Origin of the sequence: Marinarcus sediminis (SeqCode), assembly GCF_048571275.1 — a bacterium.
GTDB classification, from domain to species: Bacteria; Campylobacterota; Campylobacteria; order Campylobacterales; family Arcobacteraceae; genus Marinarcus; species Marinarcus sediminis.
Map to the genome: position 1 here is coordinate 1,225,322 of NZ_CP182357.1, position 22,747 is coordinate 1,248,068.

General features: G+C 33.8%; 27 protein-coding genes. 20 read left to right on the plus strand and 7 right to left on the minus strand.

Translation table 11 applies throughout. The annotated features are described in order from the left end of the window. Nucleotides 1-164: 164 nt before the first annotated feature. Genes ACNI3C_RS06130 through ACNI3C_RS06140 form a run of 3 tightly spaced genes read left to right on the plus strand, consistent with a single transcriptional unit; the run spans nucleotide 165 to nucleotide 2,606 of the window. A complete protein-coding gene (locus ACNI3C_RS06130; protein WP_419771365.1) occupies nucleotides 165-1,040 on the plus strand; it encodes an aspartate carbamoyltransferase catalytic subunit in 876 nt (291 codons plus the stop codon). A 6-nt stretch (nucleotides 1,041-1,046) separates the two neighbouring features. Continuing rightward, nucleotides 1,047-2,000 carry an aminodeoxychorismate synthase component I gene (locus ACNI3C_RS06135; RefSeq protein ID WP_419771366.1) on the plus strand — a complete coding sequence of 318 codons (954 nt, stop codon included), beginning with the start codon at nucleotides 1,047-1,049 and terminating at the stop codon, nucleotides 1,998-2,000. Nucleotides 2,001-2,030: 30 nt separating this feature from the next. Beyond that, nucleotides 2,031-2,606 carry an aminotransferase class IV gene (locus tag ACNI3C_RS06140; protein ID WP_419771367.1) on the plus strand — a complete coding sequence of 192 codons (576 nt, stop codon included), beginning with the start codon at nucleotides 2,031-2,033 and terminating at the stop codon, nucleotides 2,604-2,606. Here the strand turns inward: ACNI3C_RS06140 and ACNI3C_RS06145 are convergent. Then, entirely contained in the window at nucleotides 2,588-3,229 is a 642-nt protein-coding gene (locus ACNI3C_RS06145; protein WP_419771368.1) for a transglutaminase-like cysteine peptidase, read from the minus strand. The two genes, ACNI3C_RS06140 and ACNI3C_RS06145, sit on opposite strands and share 19 nt — an antisense overlap. Nucleotides 3,230-3,267: 38 nt before the next feature. Between ACNI3C_RS06145 and ACNI3C_RS06150 the strand changes: the two genes are divergently transcribed. Continuing rightward, complete coding sequence (locus ACNI3C_RS06150) at nucleotides 3,268-3,711, plus strand: hypothetical protein (RefSeq protein ID WP_419771369.1); 444 nt, start codon at nucleotides 3,268-3,270, stop codon at nucleotides 3,709-3,711. Between the two features lie 27 nt (nucleotides 3,712-3,738). Here the strand turns inward: ACNI3C_RS06150 and ACNI3C_RS06155 are convergent, their stop codons facing one another. From ACNI3C_RS06155 to ACNI3C_RS06180, 6 genes are all read right to left on the minus strand, one after another. Then, nucleotides 3,739-4,737 (minus strand): beta-ketoacyl-ACP synthase III, encoded by a 999-nt coding sequence (locus ACNI3C_RS06155; protein ID WP_419771370.1) that lies wholly within the window; start codon nucleotides 4,735-4,737, stop codon nucleotides 3,739-3,741. A 9-nt stretch (nucleotides 4,738-4,746) separates the two neighbouring features. Next, nucleotides 4,747-5,751 carry a phosphate acyltransferase PlsX gene (gene plsX, locus ACNI3C_RS06160; protein ID WP_419771371.1) on the minus strand — a complete coding sequence of 335 codons (1,005 nt, stop codon included), beginning with the start codon at nucleotides 5,749-5,751 and terminating at the stop codon, nucleotides 4,747-4,749. Next, complete coding sequence (gene rpmF, locus ACNI3C_RS06165; RefSeq protein ID WP_419771372.1) at nucleotides 5,751-5,903, minus strand: 50S ribosomal protein L32; 153 nt, start codon at nucleotides 5,901-5,903, stop codon at nucleotides 5,751-5,753. The genes plsX and rpmF overlap by 1 nt, the downstream gene beginning before the upstream one ends. Nucleotides 5,904-5,917: 14 nt before the next feature. Continuing rightward, nucleotides 5,918-6,292, minus strand: coding sequence for a DUF177 domain-containing protein (locus tag ACNI3C_RS06170; protein ID WP_419771373.1), 375 nt, complete (start codon nucleotides 6,290-6,292; stop codon nucleotides 5,918-5,920). A gap of 9 nt (nucleotides 6,293-6,301) precedes the next feature. Next, nucleotides 6,302-6,715: a nucleoside-diphosphate kinase gene (gene ndk / locus ACNI3C_RS06175; protein ID WP_419771374.1), complete on the minus strand. Its 414-nt coding sequence runs from the start codon at nucleotides 6,713-6,715 to the stop codon at nucleotides 6,302-6,304. A 108-nt stretch (nucleotides 6,716-6,823) separates the two neighbouring features. Continuing rightward, on the minus strand, nucleotides 6,824-7,084 hold the full coding sequence (locus tag ACNI3C_RS06180; RefSeq protein WP_419771375.1) for a 4Fe-4S dicluster domain-containing protein: 261 nt from the start codon (nucleotides 7,082-7,084) through the stop codon (nucleotides 6,824-6,826). A gap of 407 nt (nucleotides 7,085-7,491) precedes the next feature. On the opposite strand from ACNI3C_RS06180, the gene ACNI3C_RS06185 reads away from it, so the two are divergent. The 16 genes from ACNI3C_RS06185 to ACNI3C_RS06260 all read left to right on the plus strand — a co-directional run bounded on the left by ACNI3C_RS06185 (nucleotide 7,492) and on the right by ACNI3C_RS06260 (nucleotide 22,655). Beyond that, nucleotides 7,492-8,088, plus strand: coding sequence for a peroxiredoxin (locus ACNI3C_RS06185; RefSeq protein WP_419771376.1), 597 nt, complete (start codon nucleotides 7,492-7,494; stop codon nucleotides 8,086-8,088). A gap of 199 nt (nucleotides 8,089-8,287) precedes the next feature. After that, nucleotides 8,288-9,637, plus strand: a complete 1,350-nt coding sequence (rho, locus tag ACNI3C_RS06190; RefSeq protein WP_419771377.1) for a transcription termination factor Rho — start codon at nucleotides 8,288-8,290, stop codon at nucleotides 9,635-9,637. Nucleotides 9,638-9,906: 269 nt separating this feature from the next. Continuing rightward, complete coding sequence (locus ACNI3C_RS06195) at nucleotides 9,907-10,674, plus strand: DpnI domain-containing protein (protein ID WP_419771378.1); 768 nt, start codon at nucleotides 9,907-9,909, stop codon at nucleotides 10,672-10,674. Between the two features lie 9 nt (nucleotides 10,675-10,683). Beyond that, on the plus strand, nucleotides 10,684-10,992 hold the full coding sequence (locus ACNI3C_RS06200) for a DpnD/PcfM family protein (RefSeq protein WP_419771379.1): 309 nt from the start codon (nucleotides 10,684-10,686) through the stop codon (nucleotides 10,990-10,992). A 441-nt stretch (nucleotides 10,993-11,433) separates the two neighbouring features. Beyond that, entirely contained in the window at nucleotides 11,434-12,390 is a 957-nt protein-coding gene (locus tag ACNI3C_RS06205) for a methionine ABC transporter ATP-binding protein (RefSeq protein ID WP_419771380.1), read from the plus strand. Further along, nucleotides 12,390-13,028 (plus strand): methionine ABC transporter permease, encoded by a 639-nt coding sequence (locus ACNI3C_RS06210; RefSeq protein ID WP_419771381.1) that lies wholly within the window; start codon nucleotides 12,390-12,392, stop codon nucleotides 13,026-13,028. Before ACNI3C_RS06205 ends, ACNI3C_RS06210 begins: the two co-directional genes overlap by 1 nt. A 19-nt stretch (nucleotides 13,029-13,047) precedes the next feature. Further along, nucleotides 13,048-13,854 (plus strand): MetQ/NlpA family ABC transporter substrate-binding protein, encoded by an 807-nt coding sequence (locus ACNI3C_RS06215; RefSeq protein ID WP_419771382.1) that lies wholly within the window; start codon nucleotides 13,048-13,050, stop codon nucleotides 13,852-13,854. Nucleotides 13,855-13,968: 114 nt separating this feature from the next. Next, nucleotides 13,969-14,913: an A/G-specific adenine glycosylase gene (gene mutY, locus ACNI3C_RS06220; RefSeq protein ID WP_419771383.1), complete on the plus strand. Its 945-nt coding sequence runs from the start codon at nucleotides 13,969-13,971 to the stop codon at nucleotides 14,911-14,913. A gap of 52 nt (nucleotides 14,914-14,965) precedes the next feature. After that, nucleotides 14,966-15,160: a zinc ribbon domain-containing protein gene (locus ACNI3C_RS06225; protein WP_419771384.1), complete on the plus strand. Its 195-nt coding sequence runs from the start codon at nucleotides 14,966-14,968 to the stop codon at nucleotides 15,158-15,160. 156 nt (nucleotides 15,161-15,316) lie between these two features. Next, nucleotides 15,317-16,375, plus strand: a complete 1,059-nt coding sequence (locus ACNI3C_RS06230) for an FIST N-terminal domain-containing protein (RefSeq protein ID WP_419771385.1) — start codon at nucleotides 15,317-15,319, stop codon at nucleotides 16,373-16,375. After that, complete coding sequence (locus ACNI3C_RS06235; RefSeq protein WP_419771386.1) at nucleotides 16,366-17,577, plus strand: sensor histidine kinase; 1,212 nt, start codon at nucleotides 16,366-16,368, stop codon at nucleotides 17,575-17,577. The genes ACNI3C_RS06230 and ACNI3C_RS06235 overlap by 10 nt, the downstream gene beginning before the upstream one ends. Before the next feature lie 80 nt (nucleotides 17,578-17,657). Further along, nucleotides 17,658-18,458 (plus strand): glutamate racemase, encoded by an 801-nt coding sequence (murI, locus tag ACNI3C_RS06240; RefSeq protein ID WP_419771387.1) that lies wholly within the window; start codon nucleotides 17,658-17,660, stop codon nucleotides 18,456-18,458. Then, nucleotides 18,451-20,250 carry a DNA polymerase III subunit gamma/tau gene (locus ACNI3C_RS06245; RefSeq protein ID WP_419771388.1) on the plus strand — a complete coding sequence of 600 codons (1,800 nt, stop codon included), beginning with the start codon at nucleotides 18,451-18,453 and terminating at the stop codon, nucleotides 20,248-20,250. The genes murI and ACNI3C_RS06245 overlap by 8 nt, the downstream gene beginning before the upstream one ends. A gap of 56 nt (nucleotides 20,251-20,306) precedes the next feature. After that, nucleotides 20,307-21,146, plus strand: coding sequence for a DsbA family protein (locus tag ACNI3C_RS06250; RefSeq protein WP_419771389.1), 840 nt, complete (start codon nucleotides 20,307-20,309; stop codon nucleotides 21,144-21,146). Continuing rightward, nucleotides 21,147-22,085 carry a hydroxymethylbilane synthase gene (gene hemC, locus ACNI3C_RS06255; protein WP_419771390.1) on the plus strand — a complete coding sequence of 313 codons (939 nt, stop codon included), beginning with the start codon at nucleotides 21,147-21,149 and terminating at the stop codon, nucleotides 22,083-22,085. It abuts the gene before it with no gap. A gap of 27 nt (nucleotides 22,086-22,112) precedes the next feature. Next, nucleotides 22,113-22,655 carry a hydrolase gene (locus ACNI3C_RS06260; RefSeq protein ID WP_419771391.1) on the plus strand — a complete coding sequence of 181 codons (543 nt, stop codon included), beginning with the start codon at nucleotides 22,113-22,115 and terminating at the stop codon, nucleotides 22,653-22,655. Nucleotides 22,656-22,747: the final 92 nt, after the last annotated feature.

Consider the following 22,747-nt stretch of genomic DNA (forward strand, 5'->3'; position numbering starts at 1 on the left):
CAAAATATTGTTAAAACTTTGTCACATTTGATTATTAATTCATAAATATAACAAATATTTTACATTATAACATTTTTTTTGTAAATGAAAAGTATTCGAGATTATTTTTTTATTTTTTTAATGAGATTTTAGGTAGAATTTAAATCAAAAATCAAGGCTCTCATATGCAACACTTAATCACCACATCTGATTTCAGTAAAGAAGAAATTTTAGAACTTTTTGAAGATGCTAAAATATTCAAAGATTTACAATCAAACCTTTTTTTGAAGGGAAAACTTATTGTTACTCTGTTTTTTGAAAACTCAACGCGAACACGAAGTGCGTTTGAAATTGCAGCTAAAAGACTTGGCGCTGAAGTTGTTTCGTTGGATGTTGGTACGAGTTCAAGAAGTAAAGGGGAAACCATTTTTGATACGGTTGCCAATATCAATGCCATGAAACCCGATGCCATTATCATACGACACTCAGAGTGTGGACTTCCGGGAAGTTTAACTGAATTTGTTGATTGCCCCATCATCAATGCAGGCGATGGAAAACACGCTCATCCAACTCAAGCACTTTTAGATTTGTTTACAATTATTGAGCATTTTGATGGCGAGACTGAGGGCAAAAAAGTTGCAATTGTAGGGGATGTGAGAACTTCAAGAGTTGCTGGTTCTAACAGAAAATTGCTTCCACGTTTTGGAATGGAAGTTATTTTTGTTGCCCCTGATTGTTTTAAACATGAAAGTAACGATCACCGACAAGTTGATTTTATTGATGAAATTATCGACGAAGTCGATGTTGTAATGAGTTTGAGAACCCAGTTAGAAAGACACAATGAAATCTACTTTGAATCTATCAATGAGTATGCAAAAGATTATTGTATTACCAATGAAACTTTTGGAGAGAGAGATATTTTACTGTTACACCCAGGACCTGTGAATAGAAACGTTGATATCAGTGATGAGATGCTCAAAGACCCAAGAAGCAAAGTCTTACAACAAGTCTCCAATGGAGTTGCTGTAAGAATGGCCATTTTAAAAAAATTATTGGGATAAGACTGTTTGTCTGATGATTTGATTGCCATTTTAAACAGATATGGCTCTGAAAAAGAGCCATTCTTTTTTATGATATCGTATGACTTAAACCATTTTATTGTAGAACCTTTAAAAACCCTATCTTCTGAGATTAAATATGAAATCAATACAAAAAAAAAGATTGAACAAAAAGAGAAATTGCCTCTTATAAAGTTGCCTGAAACATTTGAAACTTATGAAAAAAAGTTTAATCGTTTACAAGAAGAGATAACCGCAGGCAACACTTATCTGCTTAACTTAACCACGCAAACAAAAATACACTCTCAGTACTCTTTGAATGAAATTTATGAAAAAGCTCACGCCAAATTCAAATTGAAATATAACGATGAGTTTGTCTGTTTCTCTCCTGAACGATTTATCAAAATTCACAAAAATAAAATCTACACATACCCGATGAAAGGCACAATTGATGCCAATATTCCTAATGCACAAGCGAAGATTTTAGGAGATATTAAAGAGATGGCGGAGCATACTATGGTTGTGGATTTACTTCGTAATGATTTATCCATTGTATCGTCAAAAGTGCGCGTAGATACTTTTCGATATTGCGAAACAATCCATGCGGGAGAGAAAACACTTTTGCAAATCAGTTCAAAAATATCGGGGCATTTACCAAAAGATTGGAGTGAAAATATTGGAAATATCTTAACGGATTTATTGCCAGCTGGTTCAATTACAGGAACACCGAAGAAAAAAACCGTAGAAATTTTAAACGATGTTGAAGGGTATAACAGAGAGTATTACAGTGGTGTTTTTGGGGTATATGATGGGCAAAACCTCGACAGCGCTGTAATGATACGTTTTATTCAAAAAGATGATAATCATGAACTTTGGTATAAAAGTGGGGGTGGAATTACATGTGATTCCAATGTTTATAGTGAATATCAAGAATTACTTGATAAAATATACATTCCATCATAATTTGATATACTACATATTGAAAGGATTACGATGCACGAAGAAGAAACTTTTTTTGAAACCATTAAATGCGATGATGGGATATCCCATAATTTGGAGTATCACAGCAGACGAATTGCTCGTACAATCTCTTTAAATATCAATCTTCACGAATATATTTTACCCATTAATGACGACGCCTTAAAATGCAAAGTCATTTATGACATGTACGGTATTTTAGATGTTATTTATGAACCTTATGTGCGAAAAGAGATAAAAACATTTAAAATCATTGAAGACAATACTTTGGAGTATAAATTTAAAAGTACCAACAGAGATGCCATCAATGCGCTACTTGAACATAAAGATGGTGCCGATGAAATTATCATTGTTCAAAATGAGTTGGTAACAGATACCTCAATTGCCAATATTGCCATTTATGATGGAGAGAGTTGGTTTACTACCAAACAACCGCTTCTTCAAGGAACCACACGAGAACGATTTTTGGATAACAAAGCGTTAATTGAGCGTGATATTACTGTAGAAATGTTAAAAAATTCAAAAAAAATAGCTCTTTTAAATGCCATGGTTGGAATGTATATTATTGATGATTACTCATTTTTAGAGTAGATACGCGTCAGCAGATTTTCCCATTTATTCGTTTTACCCCAATTAATTTTGACTTTTTTCCCTAAACCAGTAGGCGTGAGTCGGTAAGAACCAATTTCATTAAAAACAAACTTTGGAATGAGTTTTGTTCTTTGTGTTAATGGCAGAATTTTAAAACTGAGATTATCTAAAACCCAAGGAACACTTTTGGGTGTTTCAAAATAGAGTAAAACCATATGATTGGTTGTTTTCCCTTTAACTTTTACTACAGCAAAATAGAGTTTTTCTTTTGGAATTCCCACTTCAACAAGGGTGAAATATTTGGCAATGGCATAATCTTCACAATCCCCTTTTCCATTAATAAGAAACTCTTTTCGTGTTGCCCAATAATCATCTGAATTGTATTTTGTTGCATCGTTAACGGGCAATATTCGGTTAAAAAAAGCATTCACATGAGCCAACTTATTTTTCGTAGGCAGAGTGTGCACTTGGGTTCTCATTTGTTGAAACGCTTGCAATCTTTTTATGATGGCACTTCTGTCCAATGAACTGTTGATTTTATCTAAGTCGTTGTTGTTTAAAAGCAGTTTTTTTGAATATAAAGAGTATGACAATAGGAGTATAAGTATAATTATTTGTTTCATAAGTTATAATAACATAAATTGATAAAATAGGTCTAAAAATGATAACTGAAATTATGCACAATAAAAACTATAAAAAGCTTGTAACCAAGCAAATAAAAGAGTTGATTGATTTTTTATTGATCAATAATCATGAGTTTGCCATTACTGCAAATATTAAAGGAATCACTTTTAATCCAGAACTTCCCAGTTCCATTTTAGATAAATTATCAAATTTCTCTTTGTTTGTTCTCTCAAATTACACCTACTCAACCATCAGCATTGATGATGAGTTTTTGAGTTTTGAAGCGGGGTTTGGAAAAGAGAATTTTGGTGCACATGTGAACATTCCATTAAGTGCCGTTTTCCAAATAATCATTGGGGAGTCGATTCTGTATATTAATTCAATTGCCACCGTTGATGATTTTTTTCAAAAAGACAAATTGGCAAAAAATTCAATGAATGTCTTTAAAAATAATCCCAATAATAAAAAGTTGTTGAAATGAGTTTAAGCAAATAACATCGTAACGATGTTATTTTTTAGGTGAGAATGGGAACAATGCACTTCCCCAAGTTAATCCTGCTCCAAAAGCATCAAATAAAACAGTATCACCTGCTTTAATTTTTCCTTGTTCAAAAGCATAATTCATGGCCATTGGAATTGAAGCGGCTGAGGTATTACCGTATTTATCTACGGTGATAACCGTTTTCTCTTCATCAAATCCCAATGCATCACCCACTGCTTTTATGATTCTGTAGTTTGCTTGGTGTGGGATAAAGTGGTTTATGTTTTCATTGGTAAAGTTATGTTTTTCTAACATCACTTTTACATCCGATGTTAATGTTTTAACAGCCAGTTTGAAAGTCTCATTTCCTTTCATTCTGATACACGCCATTTTTTCATCTAAAACTTGTTGAGAACAAGGGTGTTTACTCCCTCCACCTGGAGTTTGTATCAAGTCATTGTAGTTTCCATCACTTGAACAATTCACATCAATGATCGCTTCATTTTTATCTTGAGTTGCTGAGATAATAGCAGCACCTGCACCATCTCCAAAAATAAAGCATGTTCCTCTGTCCGTGTAGTCTAAGATTGATGTATAGGTTTCTGCACCAATAATTAAGACATTTTGTTTCATTCCAGATTCAATAAACGCTTTTGCAATGGTTAATGCATAGACAAAACCCGTACACGCTGCACTGATGTCGAATGCCATGACGTTAGGTAAACCCAATTTTGATGCAATCAAACACGCTGTTGATGGCATACATAAATAATCGGGTGTTACCGTTGCACAAATAACTAAGTCAATTTCTTCTTTGCTTATTCCAGCTCGCTCAATGGCTTGTTCGGCTGCTCTTGATCCTAAATCAGATGATGCTTCGTTCTCTTCAGAGATTCTTCTCTCTTTTATTCCAGTTCTTTTTGTAATCCATTCATCGGTCGTATCTATGATTTTTTCAAAATCTGCATTTGTCATAACCTTTGGAGGAATATACGCACCAATTGATCTAAAAGCTGCATAAGTCATAAAAAATCCTTAATTATTATTTTTATATCTATTTAATTTTTCTTCAATATGTTCATTTAAATTAGAGCTGGCTGCCCCAATTGCCTGAAATATAGCGTTTTTTATTGCTTTAGGATTTGATTTACCATGGGCAATAATTACAGGTGATTTTACGCCTAAAAGTGGTGCTCCACCATATTCGGCATAGTCAACTCTTACTTTCAAACTTTTAAACACTTTTCTCATTAATACTGCACCTGCAATAGAAATAAGTGATCGTTTAAGATTTTTCTTTAAGATTGTTCCAATCGTATCTGCAACGCCTTCCGCAGTTTTTAATAGAATATTGCCAATAAAACCATCACAAACCACAACATCAACTGTACCTTTAAAAATATCACTGCCTTCAACATTTCCTGCGAAATTTGGAAGCTTAGATTTTGTAATCATTTCGTAAGTCTCTTTAGTAACTTCGTTACCTTTAGACTCCTCTTCACCATTACTTAAAAGTCCAATAATTGGTTCATCCAGTTTCAAAACATCTTGAGCATAAACTTGTCCCATGATAGCAAATTCAAATAAGTTTTTTGCATCACAATCCACGTTTGCTCCAACATCCAATACTAATGTATTTTGGTTTTCGCTGGTTGGCATAAGTGTAGCAATTGCAGGTCTGCTTACACCTTTTAATCTTCCAATTCTTAACGTTGCCAATGACATAGAAGCTCCAGAATGCCCAGCTGAAACAACTGCATCTGCTTCACCTGAACGCACCAATTCAATGGCTTTATAAATCGTGCTTTCTTTTCTTTTTAAAGCATCGGTTGCACTGTCGTGCATTGATATAATGTCATCAGTATCTAGGATTTCAATTCTGTCATCAAATGTTCTTGGAATTAAAGGAAGTAAAACATCTTTTTTACCAACTGCTATTGCTGTAAAATTTTTGTTTAGTTTTAAAGCGGAAACGAGACCGTCCATAATAGGTACGGGACCGAAGTCCCCACCCATCGCATCAATTGCTATTTTTATCATTAGTTTTTATATTCACCAGTGTTTGGGTTTACCGTGTGAGGCATTTTCCAAGTTCCATCACTATCTTTTACAGGTTTTTTTAATGTAATTTTATAGTGTGTTCTTCTTTTCGCTGCTCTTGTATGACTCACTCTTCTTTTTGGTACTGCCATTTTATTCTCCTTATTTAAAATTCTTTTTCAAATACTTCATCAGTATTTTGACACTCACTGCAATAGTGGTATTCGCTTTGTATAGATGCCAACTCATTTTGAATGATTTCATCAAAATCAATTGTACCATTCTCTATTTCAATAACTAACTCTTCCGATTCTTTATTGAAAATACCATCGCTTAATAAAAAATCTAATTCTTCATCAAGCTTTAAATCTTCGCTTTTACCGCATCTGCAACACTCAATTTGTGTTGTTCCTTGCAAGTTGGCTTCGATTTTCACTAAAGATGGCGATATTTTACAAAAAGTACCCTCTAATTCAACTGAAGCAAATTCAGTTTGAAACTCTTTTAAGGTTGAAGGTATTTTTTTAAATTCTATTTTCATAGATTTAGATTAACAAATTTCTCTGTCTGAAAAGAAAAATTTGATTTCGTTTGCTGCATTTTCTAATGAATCTGAACCGTGTACTGCATTTGCATCAATTGAATCAGCAAAATCAGCTCTGATTGTACCAGGAGCAGCTTCTTTAGGGTTAGTTGCACCCATTAAATCTCTGTTGATGGCCATGGCATTTTCACCTTCTAATACAGAAACAACAACTGGACCAGAAATCATGAAAGCTACTAACTCACCATAAAAAGGTCTAGCAGCGTGAACTGCGTAAAAAGCTTCAGCGTCAGCTTTGCTTAATTGCATTTTTCTTGTAGCTGCAATTCTTAACCCTGCAGATTCGAATCTGTCAAGAATTTTACCAACTACATTTTTTGCAACTGCATCAGGTTTGATGATTGATAACGTTTGTTCCATAGATATATCCTAATTTAAATTTGAGTCGCGGATTATACCTTAAAAAATAAAAAAAGGCAAGTAGTATAAAACTACTTGCCTTTTTAAAAATTGTTTAAAACTAAGAAATCAGTCTTGCACGCAAGGTTCACCAGCAACGGCACCTTCAGTGTCTGGGTTTGCACCCCATACAATACATCCTTCAGTTGGACATGCATCTGCACATGCAGGTGAATCATTATGACCAATACATTCTACACATTTATCTTCATAAACATAGTAAATATCTTCACCAGTTGGATTCTCATCATTGTCAACAATTGCTTCTGTAGGACACTCATCTAAACAAGCATCACAACTAATACAGATATCTGTAATTACTACTGCCATATTATCTCCTTATATTAATTGAAGTAACTTTATCACAGAAAAAATAAATGTTTGTTTAAATTTGACATACACTACAAATGACTCGAATGGCTTTAATTTTGTTTATGCAAGCGCTTGCAATACAATTGTTTTATCCCAATGATTCAGGCTTTAAGAGAAGTTTTTCCTGTGTTATTGTCTCCTTTTTTTCTGCATTTAGAATAAATAAAATTAATATTACGTGTTGTTTTTACACAGTTTTTGCCATAATAAAAAGGTGTCACTCAAGCAAGCATCTACTTAAGGATAAAAATTATCCTAAAATAAATATTTTCTTAAATAAAAAAACTTCACAAAAAAGTGTTCTTTAGATTTAAAAAAAATGGTATATACTTTCATATCATATTTAACAAACAAAGGAATAAAACATGTTAGTAACTAAGAAAGCTCCAGATTTTACAGCAACAGCTGTACTTGCAAACGGTCAAATTGTCGAAGATTTTAATTTATATCAAAATATTGGTGAAAAAGGTGCTGTACTTTTTTTCTACCCATTAGACTTTACATTTGTATGTCCATCTGAAATTATTGCATTCTCTAAAAGAATTGAAGAGTTTACTTCACGAGGGGTTAATGTTATTGGTGTATCTGTGGATTCACAATTTTCTCACTTTGCATGGAGAGAAACCGATGTAAACAATGGTGGAATTGGAAGAGTTAAATACCCACTGGTTGCAGATTTAAGTAAATCAATCGCAAAAGATTATGATGTATTATTTGGGGACTCTGTAGCACTCAGAGGGTCATTTTTGATTGACAAAGATGGAACAGTAAGACATTGCGTTATCAATGACTTACCACTTGGAAGAAACATTGATGAAATGATCAGAATGGTTGATACCATGATTTTTACAAACGAACATGGAGAAGTTTGTCCTGCAGGATGGAACAAAGGTGATGAAGGTATGAAAGCTTCAACAGCTGGTGTTGCAGAATATTTAGCAAAACATGAAGGGGACTTATAATAAGTCTCTTGAATTCTAAAAAGGCACCAAATTTTTGGTGCCTTTTTTTATGCGTATAAACGCTTGAAAAAGTATAAAAAATCATTTTAATTGACAAATTAAAAAATAAAGACTACAATTACAAAATCTAAATTAATTACTAAAATTAAACTACAACAATACTACTTATTAAAGTACATCTTAAAGGTTAAAAATACTCATGGAAGAGTCAACAACTCAAACGAAACAGACTACAAAAGCGCCAAAAGCGAGTAGTAGCAAAGCCAGTAAGGCAAGAACACACATACCTGTTGAAGGTCATACGATTGAAAAACTCCGAGAACACACTTTAGAAGAACTTCTACGAATCGCCAAAGATCTTAATGTTGAAAACCCACAAGAACTCAAACGTCAAGAGCTGATGTTTTCCATTTTAAAATCGCAAATTGATGCGGGTGGATTTATTCTTTTCACGGGTATTTTAGAGATAAAAGATGGTGGTTTTGGTTTTTTAAGAGCGATGGACGGAAACTTTTCTGATACATCTAATGATTCTTATGTCAGTGCCACACAAATCAAAAAGTTTGCTTTGCGAACGGGAGATATTGTTACTGGACAAGTTCGACCTCCTAACAAAGAGAGTGAAAAATATTATGCGCTTTTAAAAATTGAAGCGATCAATTACCTTCCTATCCATGAGTCAAAAAACAGACCACTGTTTGACAACTTAACCCCACTTTATTCCACCAAACGATTTACTTTTGAATACGAACAAACACGAATGACAGGCCGAATGCTTGACTTGTTTGCTCCTATGGGTAAAGGTCAAAGAGGACTCATTGTGGCTCCTCCAAAAACAGGGAAAACCGAACTGTTAAAAGAATTAGCCCACGGTATTTCAAGAAATCACCCAGAAACACACTTGATGGTTTTACTTATTGATGAGCGACCAGAAGAGGTTACAGATATGCAAAGAAGTGTTAAAGGAGAAGTCTACTCTTCTACCTTTGACCTTCCCGCACACAACCACGTACGAGTAGCAGAAATTGTGATTGAAAAAGCCAAAAGACTTGTAGAGATGAAAAAAGATGTTGTGATTTTGCTTGACTCTATTACCAGACTTGCCCGAGCCTACAACACCGTTACCCCATCTTCTGGAAAAGTACTTTCAGGTGGGGTTGATGCCAATGCTTTACATAAACCAAAACGATTTTTTGGAGCTGCAAGAAACATAGAAGAGGGTGGAAGTTTAACCATCATCTCAACGGCACTTATTGACACTGGTTCAAAAATGGATGAAGTGATTTTTGAAGAGTTTAAAGGAACAGGAAACTCAGAAGTGGTACTAAGCAGAAATGCTGCAAACAAAAGAGTCTACCCAGCCCTTGATATTATCAAATCAGGAACAAGAAAAGAAGAGTTACTTCTTTCTCCAGAAATTTTACAAAAAACATGGATATTACGAAATGCCATCGCCTCTATGGATGAAGTAGAAGCGTTGAAATTCTTGTACAGTAAGATGCAGAAGACAAAAGATAATGAAGAGTTTTTTGCAGGAATGAACGAATAGCTTTATAAAGCAGCCTCTTTTTCAAAATTTCTGCGTTAGCGCGGAAATTTTGCTCGTCACGTACTTGCTTGTACGCTCCTCTCAAAATTCCCCCACTGCCTTGAACTTTTAAAAAATAGTCAGCTTTATTAAGCTATTAGGATATAAAACAAGAAGTATAATTCTTATTTATATTCTATATAAAAATAAATTTAGAATTTAAAAGAGTTACATTTAAAGCTTTTTATAATTTTATTTAGTTATATTTTATAAAAAATAAAAGTGATAATATGAGTTTAAATCTTTATTCTACAATTGCAGATAAATATAATAGTAATTCACAAAAAATTAGAGTTTTGACTGAAAAATGGGTAAATGAATATATATATTGTCCCAATTGTGGTAATAGTATAAATGAATATGAAAATAATAAACCAGTTGCAGATTTTTATTGTTCTAAATGTAATGAAGATTATGAACTAAAAAGTAAAAAAGATAAAATTGGCAATAAAATTGTAGATGGTGCTTATCAAACTATGATAGATAGATTACAAAGTGATACAAATCCAAATTTTTTCTTTTTAAATTATGATAAAAATAGTTTTGATATATTAAATTTTATTGTTATTCCCAAACATTTTTTTGTACCAGAAATTATAGAAAAAAGAAAACCATTATCATCAACAGCTAGAAGAGCTGGATGGATTGGTTGTAATATATTACTAAATACAATACCAAATAGTGGAAAAATATTTTACATTAAAGATGGAATAGAAGAAGATAAAAATAAAATTTTGGAAGATTGGAATAAAACTACTTTTTTAAAACAATCTTCAAATTTAAAATCAAAAAGTTGGTTACTTGATATTATAAAGTGCATTGAAAAAATAGATAAAAAAGATTTTTCATTAAATGAAATTTATCAATTTGAAAAATATTTAAAATTGAAACATCCACAAAATAATAATATACCTGCAAAGATTAGACAACAGTTACAAATATTAAGAGATAGAGATTATTTGTCATTTACTAATCGTGGTAAATATAAATTAAAATAGGAAAATATTTTGAAAATAGATATAAAGATTACAGAAACATTATCCCGAATTGTTTCAGTTAAGGCTGATTCTGTAGATGAAGCAATAAATAAGGTAAAAGATAAATATAATAATGAAAAAATAATTTTAGATTACTCAGATTTTGATGGAAATGTAATTTTTGAGGAGAACATTGATAACTTAGATAGTAAAAAAGATTTTTTAATTAATGAAGTAATAAAATATTTAATTAAAGATGAAAAAAAACATTTTGAAGAGATGAATGAACCGAGTAATCACATATATTTAAAATTATTGGAATTAAAAAAATATTTGTAGATTACAACTTCTTACTTATCATGCATGAACATCTATTTATATTTCAAAAACTTTAATTAAAACGCATTAATTAAGAAACAAATAAAACATCTACTTCTTAACAAAGATATTTACGATTGAGCCTGCTATGGTGAAAAATACCAATCCTGCGACGATGAAGAGCATAATTTCTGTTATAAACATGGGGTTTCCTTTTTTATAAATGAATAGTCATTCATTTTATTACTGGGATTATAAAGAAATTTACTTTATGGCAATCTTAAGTGGCTTTAAGTTTTAGATGCTTTTTTGTAACTTTTTAAAACAACTTTTTTATGGCAGTTGCACATATTGCAGTTTGGCTTTAGGGCAAGAGAGATAGAATAAACAATGTAGCTTTTTTGTTTAACATGTCTTTTATGAATTTTTTTATACCATTTCCCCCTTGAATAAGGAAATAGAATGATATGTATAAAAAACTTGAATAAATATTATGGTGATACACAAGTTTTAAATGATATTTCAATTGATATAAAAAAAGGTGAGATTTTTGCCATTGTGGGACACAGTGGTGCGGGAAAATCGACACTTATGCGATGTATTAATGGGCTAGAAGAGTACAGCGAAGGTTCGTTGAAAGTCAATGACAAAGAGATTAAAAGCCTCAGCAAAGAGCATTTACGTGAATTTAGAAAAAAGATTGGAATGATATTTCAACACTTTTCACTCATAGAGCGAAAAACGGTTTTTGATAATGTGGCATTGCCTATGCAACTTTGGGGATATTCTCAAAAAGAGATTTCAAAAAAAGTCAAAGAACTGCTTGATTTGGTTGGACTTAATGATAAAATTGACGCTTACCCCAACCAATTAAGTGGAGGTCAAAAACAGCGTGTGGCAATTGCGCGGGCACTCACACTTGACCCAGAAGTTCTGCTTTCCGATGAAGCCACTTCGGCACTGGATCCCAATACCACAACCTCGATTTTGAATTTGTTAAAAGAAATCAATGAAAAACTCAATATTACGATTGTGTTGGTCACGCATGAAATGGAAGTGGTGAAACATATCGCTCAACGAGCGCTTTTGTTGGAGCATGGAAATATTATTGGGTTTGATGTCACCGAAGAGCTGTTTTTAAAACCAGACGATAAAATGAAAGCATTTTTAGGGGAAACCGAAGTGGTTCCTCAAAAAGGGGTCAATATTAAGATATATTTTCCTAAAGATAATGTATTTCAATCTTTTCTAACAAAAATGGCGCGAGAATTAGAGATGGATTTTGATATTGTTTGGGGAAAACTTGAGAAGATTAACAGCCACATTGTAGGGAATATGGTGATTAATATTGAAGAGAAAGATAAAGACAAAGTCGTTACGTATATCAATGCACACGATATTGTTTGGGAGGTATTATAATGGTTGATATTTTATTGCCCGCATTAGGTGAAACCCTTTATATGTCGCTTCTTTCAACCTTTTTTGCCGTGGTCATTGGTTTTATTTTGGCGATTACATTAATGCTTACTTCACAAGGGGGCTTAAGAGAAAATCAAAAAATATACGCCGTTTTGGATATGATTATCAATACTTTGCGTTCGTTCCCTTTTATTATTTTAATGATTGTTTTGTTCCCTCTGACAAAATTTTTAATTGGCAAAAGCATTGGAACGACTGCGGCGATTATTCCTTTGACCATAGGGGCAGCCCCTTTTATTGCAAGGCTTATTGAGAGTGCTTTAAAAGAGGTTGACTCTGGCGTGGTTGAAGCGGCAAAATCGTTTGGAGCCAGCGATGCGCAAATCATTTTTAAAGTGATGTGTGTCGAAGCTTTGCCATCGATTATTTCTGCCATTACCTTAACGCTCATTACGGTCATAGGATTTTCAGCTATGGCAGGTGCAGTTGGCGGTGGTGGGTTAGGTGATGTTGCCATAAAATATGGTTATTATCGATTTCAAACCGATACAATGATTTATACTGTAATTATCCTCATAGCCTTGGTTCAAGGGGTTCAAAGTTTGGGTGATTATCTGTATAAAATCACAAAAAAATAAATTAACAAAAAGAAGAAACATGATGAAAACAGTTTTAAAATGGGTACTTTTAGCTACTTTAAGCCTTGGGTTGGTTGCTTGCAATGATTCAAAAGAGCCAAAAGAAGAGAAACATACCGTCATTAAAGTGGGAGCAACGCCTGTTCCTCATGCTGAGATTTTAGAGTTTGCTAAACCTTTTTTAAAAGCAAAAGGGTATGAGTTAGACATTGTTGAGTTTACCGATTATGTCACTCCCAATATTGCTGTCGATGAGGGAGAATTGGACGCAAACTTCTTCCAACATTTGCCCTACTTAGAAGAGTTTAATAAAAATAAACATACCCATTTGGTAAAAACTGTCAATGTACATTTAGAGCCAATGGGGTTATATTCTAAAAAAATTCACTCTTTGAACGAATTAAAACAAGGAGCAACCATTGCTGTTCCTAATGACCCAACCAATGAGAGCCGTGCTTTAGATATTTTGGTCAAACAAGGGTTATTGAGTTTTAAAGATGTTCAGTTTAAAACAGTAGTGGATATTCAAGATAATCCTAAAAATCTACACATAAAAGAGTTGGATGCCCCACAACTTCCACGAGTTTTAGATGAAGTCGATGCGGCAATTATCAATACCAATTATGCGTTAGCTGCAAATTTGAACCCACTCAAAGATGCCATTGTGATTGAATCAAAAGATTCACCTTATGCCAATATTATTGTGGTCAAAGCGGGCAATGAAAACACACCTTATATTAAAGCGTTAAATGAGGTCTTAAACTCAGAGGTAATGAAAGATTTTATTGCAAAAAAATACAATGGGGCAATTATAGAAGCCTTCTAAAAAAACCATTTAAAAAGAGGAACTTCCTCTTTTTAAACTCTTTTATTCTTACCAATATTTAACCTATTTCTATACAAATTTTCACTACACTTTAAAAAAACAAAAAGACAAACCTTGAAAAAACCACCTTTAATCCAATGGTACGAAAAACACGGACGACACGATTTACCGTGGCGAAATACGACCGATCCTTACCCCATTTATCTCAGTGAAATCATGTTGCAACAAACGCAAGTTAAAACGGTATTGGAGCGGTTTTATTTTCAGTTTTTGCAAAAGTTTCCTACGCTAGAAGCACTTGCAAAAGCACAGGAAGATGAGGTATTAAAAGCGTGGGAAGGTTTGGGCTATTATACACGTGCGCGCAATTTACATAAAACTGCGCAACTGACTCAAGGCATTTTGCCTCAAACTCTTGAAGCGCTTGAAGCACTTCCTGGCATTGGGCCATCTACGGCTCGTGCGATTGCTTGTTTTGCTTTTGGACTATCGGTGCCTATTTTAGATGGCAATGTCAAACGAATCTTGTACCGATATTTTGCTCGGACTCATGCCAATGAGAAAGAACTTTGGGCATTGGCAAATCAACTTTTTGAAGCCGATAAAAACTTTGCGTATGAACACAATCAAGCGCTTATGGATATGGGTTCTTTTATCTGCACACGCACTCAACCAAAGTGCCGTGAGTGTCCTTTGGAATTGTCGTGTTTGGGCAAAGAGTTAGCTTGGATGTTTCCTGCAAAAAAAGCCAAAAAACCCAAAGAGTTGCGTCATCGAAATTTGGTCATTTATACGCATAAAAATAAAATTGCCCTTTTCCAAAATGAAGAGAATTTACTCAAAGGGTTGTACGGTTTCAGACAATACAGCGATGAACTGGATGCTTCTTATACGTTTTTAGGGGAGATAAAACATGAGTATTCACACATTTCCTTGCGGGCAAAAGTCTATACCAAAGAGGTAGAACTCAACTCTTTTAAGGCGTGGTTCGATGAAGAAGAGGTGGAGAGTTTGGCGTTAAGTAAAGCCGACCATAAAGCTTTGGCACTGCTTTTTTAAAAAGTTTGATTCTGTGGTATACTTTTTAGAAAATTAATATAAAGAGAAAGCCATGCATGAAATTCATATTCAATGTCCTTATTGTCTGCAAGCTGTCACCATTTTATTGGATACGGGCGTTTATGAAAACACCACCGTTGTTGAGGATTGCGAAGTGTGTTGTCGTCCCATTGAAGTCAGTTATGATGTCTACGCAGGGGAGGTGACTTCGTACAGTTATGAAAGCATTGAAGGCAATGAGTTCTAGTCAGATGGTTTGTTTTGATTAATTAATAAAAGTTTAAAAAATAAAACAAAAATTATATTTTATTGAAGTATTAAAAACAGTACCGATAGAATTTAGTGTAAAACTGTTTAAGAAAGTTATTTTTGTTTATATCAAACATTTTTTTAAAGGTTCAATATGAAAATAGTTGCTTTATACTTTGAAAATATCGACCTGTTTTTAGAACACTGCGGCAATCATCCCTCTGACTATGTTTTGTTGGTTGCTTCAAACACACAACTTGATTTAAAAAAGTTTAACCACGTCAACGTCAATGTGTATGGTGCCCTTTTCCCTCAAATCATTTTTAACAAAACTTTGTATGATACAGGCTTAATTGCCATTGAAATCAACAGCAGTATGAATGTACATTTTATAAAAAGTATGCAGGAAAACTCATTATTGGAAAGGAATTTCCAAAACGTCAAATCGGTCATTGCTGTTATAGAAGGGTTAAGTCAACACAGTGAAGAGTTTTTGCAAGAACTGTTTGAAAAAATTGATATAGACACCAATATTATTGGCGGAGGGGCAGGCGTAAAAGGGGAGACATCAAAAGCGGTGATTTTTGATAAAGAAAAATTTTATCACGATGGTGCCATTTTAATTGCTTTGATTCATAATATCACTTTGGGTGTTCAGCATGGGTGGAGTTATTTACAAGGTCCATTTATTGTAACAGAGAGTGAAAAGAATATTGTCAAAAAGATTGATTATAAACCCGCTTTTGAAGTCTATAAAGAGGTGATTGAAAAAGATTGTGGCATTGAAATCAATGAACAAAACGTCGCGGATGTGTTAAACAACTACCCCTTAGGAGTGCTCAAATATGAAGGTGAACAAATTGTCAGAGAGCCTATAAGTGTGAGCAATGGAGAGTTGGTATTGGTGGGGAACATTACTAATAATGCCCTTGTAAATGTCTTAAAAGGTAAAAACAGACATTTGCTTAATGCAGTTAAAGTAGCTTCTAATGATGCTCTAAAGGAAAATTGTGAGTTGGTCATTGTTTTTGATTGTACCACAAGGGAAAACTTTTTAGAAGAAAAATTTGAAGAAGAATTGGATATAATATTCAAAAAAGCTAAAAGTAGCACTTTAATAGGAGCTGTTACTTTAGGTGAAATTGCTAATGATGGCAATCGTTACATTCATTTTTTAAATAAAACTTGCGTTATAGGGGGCATATGCTTTTAAATCAACTTTCAATTTCATATAAGTGCCACAGTTCAATCGGAAACAGTCTGAAATTACATGAAATGATGGATGAAGTCTTAAAGACATTTCTGCATGAAACCGATGCCATTTATGGCAGTTTTTATCGTCTTGACAATCAAATCACACATGTTTTATCTTTGGGGAAGAGATTCTCGTATGAACTCAATGATCTTCTCAAAGAGGTTAAATACGAGAGTATCTATGTTAAAAAACAGAGTGAGTGTTTAAATTTGTTGGTTTATAGGCTGGAAAATGGGTTAATCATTCTTCTATACGACAACAAAATAGAGTTGGATTTTATTGTCTCCATGTATGAGAGTTTTCGACAAAAACTCAATATCAGTATCAACTCTTGCTTGAATGTAAAAAAACTGGAAGAGAAAAATGAAGAGCTTGAAGAGTTGGCATTGAGTTTAAAAAAAGAGGTCAAAAAAGCAGTTGACATCAGTAAAGAGCGAGAACGACAATTTTTTGAACAACTTAAAATGGCTCAAATGGGTGAACTTATTGGGAATATTGCACACCAATGGCGACAACCTTTGAGTGTAATTTCAACGGCTGCGAGTGGTATGAAACTCAAAAAAGAGATGGATATTTTAGAGGATGAAGACTTCTATCACTACAGTGACAGTATTCTTGATAATGTGATGTTTTTATCAAATACCATTGATGAATTCAGAGATTATACCAAAGAGAGTCATCAAGAAAAAGATGTTGTCATTCAAGATCGAATTAAAATGGCTTTTAAAATGGTGGAGTCAAGTTTTAAAATTGAAAACATTAAAATTTATGAAGATGTCATAGAGCAAGAGCCCATTGTGTTTAAACTTATTTTAGGGGAACTTCTTCAAGTCATTATCCCTATTTTAAATAATGCCAGAGATGCTTTAGCTGCAAAAAAAGAGAGCAACAAATGGGTGAAATATTCCGTGTACAAAAACGAATTCAGTGTTGTTATCACCATTGAAGATAATGCTGGCGGAATTCCAAATGATATTTTGGATAAGATTTTTAATCCCTATTTTACCACCAAACATCAAACACAAGGTACAGGAATAGGGCTGTATACTTGTTATGACATTGTTGCCAATCATCTTGGTGGAGCGTTATATGCTAAAAATACACACTATGGAGCAAGATTTTATATTGAGTTGCCTTTGGGATTAAATTACATCATTTAACCCCCGTTTTTATTCGTGCGCTAATCATTTTATATAAAAACTTATGATAGAATCATCCATTATTATCATAAAGGTAGACATTGAGAGTAGGCGTATTTGACTCTGGGATTGGTGGATTGACAGTTGTTAAAGCCATAGCAGAAGTTCTAAAAGGTGCTGAGATTTTTTATATTGCAGATACAAAGTTTGCACCGTATGGTGAAAAATCAAAAGAGCAGATATTAAAACACAGTTTTGATATTGCCAACTATTTGGTTCAAACACACCAAATTGATGCTCTTGTTGTTGCTTGCAATACGGCAACGTCGGCTGCAATCAAAGAGTTAAGAGAAGCGTTTCCAAAGCTCATTGTTGTGGGAACAGAACCGGGAATAAAACCTGCTATTTCGTTAAGTAAAAATGGAAAAATAGGAATTTTAGCAACGCCTGCAACATTAAAAGGGGAGAAGTATCAACTGCTTGTTGATAGACTCTCAACTTCAAGTTCTCATATTACTTTGTATGAACAAGCTTGTCCTGGCTTAGTTGAAGAGATTGAAAAAGGTGAAGTTGACACCCAAAAGACATTTAACTTGTTGGAAAATTGGTTAAAGCCTATGAAAGAAGAGCGTGTAGATACCATCGTTTTAGGATGTACACACTATCCTTTAATTGGAAATGTGATTAAAAAAATTATGGGGCAAGAGATTCACCTCATAGAGACAAGTTATGCAATTGCAAACAGATTAAAAGAGTTGTCAAAAAGTTGTGGACATTTGAATGACGGTGAATTAAACGTGTATGTATATTTCACTGCAGAGATTCATTTAACAATGATAAACAAAATATTAAATTCATGGAACAATGGTGGAAAAATAGTGGTAAGGAATATACATGAGTGAGAACCAAAATTCACAAAAAAGAGTTTTAGCTTTAAAATATCGACCAAAACGATTTGAAGATTTAATTGGACAAAGCACCATTTCTCAAACTCTTTCACTGGCATTGGATTCCAACAGACTCTCTCATGCCTATTTATTTTCAGGGCTAAGAGGAAGTGGAAAAACAAGTACCGCTCGAATCATGGCAAAAGCACTTTTGTGCTCCAATGGACCCACTTCACAACCGTGTGATGTATGTGAAAATTGCCAAAGTTCAAATAAAAATTCCCACTTGGATATTATTGAAATGGATGCGGCAAGCAACCGTGGAATTGATGATATCAAAGATTTAATCGAACACACCAAATATAAACCAAGCAGTGCGCGATTTAAAGTTTTTATCATCGATGAGGTTCATATGCTTACGCCTCAGGCATTTAATGCGTTGTTAAAAACACTGGAAGAGCCTCCGGGTTTTGTGAAGTTTATTTTAGCTACAACCGATCCCCTCAAACTGCCTGCAACAATTTTAAGTCGAACGCAACACTTCAGATTTAAAAAAATATCCAATAAAGATGTCATTCATCACCTTTCACACATTTTAAATGAAGAGTCCATCGATTTTGACACCGATGCATTAGAGATTCTGAGCCGAAGCGGACAGGGAAGTTTACGAGATACTTTAACGCTTCTTGATCAAGCCATTATTTTTTCAAAAGGCAGAATCAATACCACCGCAGTAACCGATATGTTGGGTTTGATTGATCCAAAATTTATGGATGATATTTTTGATACGGTTTTAAGTAAAGGAGATATTAATCCTATTATTAATCGTCTTGAAGAGTATGAAGCGGGGCAAGTGTGCGATGAGATGACCATTTATTTGAAATACAAAATGTTGGAGCGAAGTCCTAAATTTGATACCTTGTTGTATGACCGATTTTTCAGAATCATTGCCGATGCAAAACATCTTTTGGCCTTAAATGCCGACAGTGGTTTTGTGCTGATTTTAATGCTTTCAAAAATGATAGAAGCGACCAATTTAAAAACCATTGAAGAGATTCTTAATGAAGTAGAAAAAGTAGAAGTTGAACCTGCGCGAAGCCAAGTGGCACACTCTTCAACTCCACAAGCGGTAAAACCGCAAGAGAGTCTTTCTTCTCACAGTGTTCAGCCAGAAATGGCATCTGAAGTTCAAACACCAAAAAAGGAAGAAAATAGCCCTTTTGAAATGCCACTTGATGCTATAAATGCGTATGAAGAGTATCAAGAAGAGGTCTATTATGAAGAAGAACCTGTGGTTAAAAAAGCAGAACCTCTTGTTGATGCCAATAAAATGACCTATCAAAAACTCATTGATAAAGTTTATGAAAGAAGTCATGAACTCGGAGAGTGTTTTGAAAAAAATTTCATCTATACGGCGTATGAAAATGGCATATTGCATATTACTTCACTTGCACAAGATGAGGATCGAAAGTTGCTTTATAAAAATTTTGCACTGATACGCAGTTTTGTTGCCGATATTTTTGGAATCAACACTGAAATTGAGTTCTCAAAAACGCAAAGTGAAAAAAAAAAAGATGAAGAACGCTTAAATCAAAATGCTCAAAACAATACGGGTTCAATGATTGAAGAGATTGAATTCAATGAGAGTGAAGTGGGGGCTGGGTGTGTGGCAGATATGACCAAATCAACTCAAATGACCCCAGCTCAGCAAGAGTTGGAAATCGAAGATATTTTAAACTCAAAAATGGTCAATAAAGCCAAAGAGCTTTTTGATATCAAAAGAATAAAAGTTAAATCGAAGAGCTGACGCCTTAAGTTGCCTTTGACTATAATATTTGTCTTTTAAGACAAAAGGAGAAGTGGATGAGAAACATACTAAAAATTTTTGTTTTATCAATAGTGACAGTAAGCTGTTTGAATGCCATTGCCATTGATGATAAAATTATTGATTTTGAGAAAAAAAGATTTTTAAACAATAAAAAATTTGAGTTAAAAGATGTTCAACTCTATTTTAAAAAAGAGTTACCAACCAAAGAGTGGTACGGCTTTATTTTGAATATTGATGCGAATTTTCAAGGGAAACCCGTCAAGTTTAAAGATGTTCTTTTTTCAAATGGTTTTTATATTGCTCCTGAGTTAATTGATGCATCTAACGGAGAGAGTCTAAAAAATTCGATGACAATCACTTTAAGTTCTGAGTATTACCGTGATGAGAACTTAATTGCAGGCAATAAAGATGCCAAAGATAAAATTGTGGTTTTTTCAGATCCTTTGTGCCCTTATTGTATGGATTATGTTCCTGATGTCATTAAATACGTTAAAAAACATGAAAAAACAGTGGGCTTATACTACTACCATTTTCCTCTTATTAGAATTCATCCTGCCTCAGAAGTGTTGTGCAAAATCATGGATGTGGCACAAAAAAAAGGGATAAAAGATATTCTTTTAAAAGTGTATGAAGCCGATTGGGATAAATATTTCACCGAGAGTGAAAAAGATGAAGCCAAAATATTAAGTGCTTTTAATAAAGAGTTTAGTACCAATATTACCTCACAAGAGATCAACAGTACACAAGTGAGTGCGAAAATTTCACATGACATAAGTATGGGAGATGATGCAATGGTTCAAGGAACACCGACCATTTTTGTTAACGGTGAGTTGGATAAAACAAAAACAAAATTTCAAGAAGTGGGGAAAGAGTAAATGGAAAAATTAGTCATTGCAACCAGAAGAAGTCAATTGGCATTATGGCAAAGCGAATATATCAAAGAGCAATTGCAAGAGCACTACCCTGATATGGAAATTGTACTTCAAGAGTTTGTGACCAAAGGGGATAAAATTTTGGATGTTCCCTTGGCAAAAATTGGGGGGAAAGGTCTTTTTACAAAAGAGCTGGAAGTTGCCATGCTTGAAGGCAGTGCGCATTTAGCTGTACACTCGTTAAAAGATGTGCCTACTCAATTTGAAGACAACTTACAACTTACGGCTGTAACTAAACGGTTTGACCCAAGAGATGCGCTTTTAAGTAATATCGCTTCAAGCATTGAAAATTTGCCCCAAGGTGCCATTATTGGAACTACAAGTTTAAGAAGACGAATGGCCATTAAATTGTTACGACCAGATATTGTTTTAAAAGATTTACGAGGAAATATCAATACGCGAATTGCCAAACTCAATGCAGGGGAATACGATGCCATTATTTTGGCTTCTACTGGTGTTCAAAAATTGGGCATTGAAAATGAAGTCAAATATTTTACTCCCATCAGTGTGGATCAAATGATTCCTTCAATGGGGCAAGCAACATTGGGAATTGAAACGACAAAAGAGCCAGAAATTGTGAAGTTAATCTCTGTTTTAAATGACAATGATGCGCACGTTGAATCGACCATTGAGAGAAGTTTTGTGGATACTTTGCAAGGGGGATGTCAAGTTCCTATTGGAGTAAAAGCGAGTATTTTAAATAAAACCGATATTAAAGTCCAAGCCATTGTGGGAATGCCTGATGGAAGTGAGTATTTAAAAGAAGAGATTATTGTCAGTATGGATGAGTATGAAACAGCGGGTCAAGCCTTGGCTCAAAAGTTCATAGAAAACGGTGCCAAAGAGTTATTGCAACGAGCTGAAGAAGCTGCGTTTAAATAGGCTATAATTTTAAAAAAGGAGTGAACAATGAAAATAGATGTTAATAATGTAATGTTTTGTCTGGTGGACGTACAAGAGAAGCTTTTCCCTCATATCAATAATAAAGCGATACTTGAAAAAAATCTTGTGACGCTCATTAAAGGTTTACAAATTCACAAAGTGCCTTTTATTGTCAATGAACAATATAAAAAAGGCATTGGAGAAACCATTGAGTCTTTAAGAGATTTAGTAGATGATTATCCTCATTTTGAAAAAACCACATTCTCTTGTTGTGGCAATGAAGAGGGTTTTGCTGCGATTAAAGCGAACAATAAAAAACAAATCATTGTTGCAGGAATTGAGACACATGTGTGTGTGTTACAAACATGTTTGGATCTGCTTGAAGCAGGATTCCAAGTTATTTTAGTGACTGATTGTTGCTCTTCAAGAAAACAAAATGATAAAGATGTGGCGATTACACGATTGGTTCAAGCAGGTGTTGTGCCAACGACATATGAATCACTGCTGTTTGAGTTGACTGTCAATGCAAAAAACCCTGTTTTTAAAGAGATTTCTTCATTGGTTAAATAGTTTGCTGATTTTCACTTAAATAAAGAAGAATTTCTTCTTTATTTAATGGTTATTATATTAGAATATATAATATAATAATTTATTAATTGGAT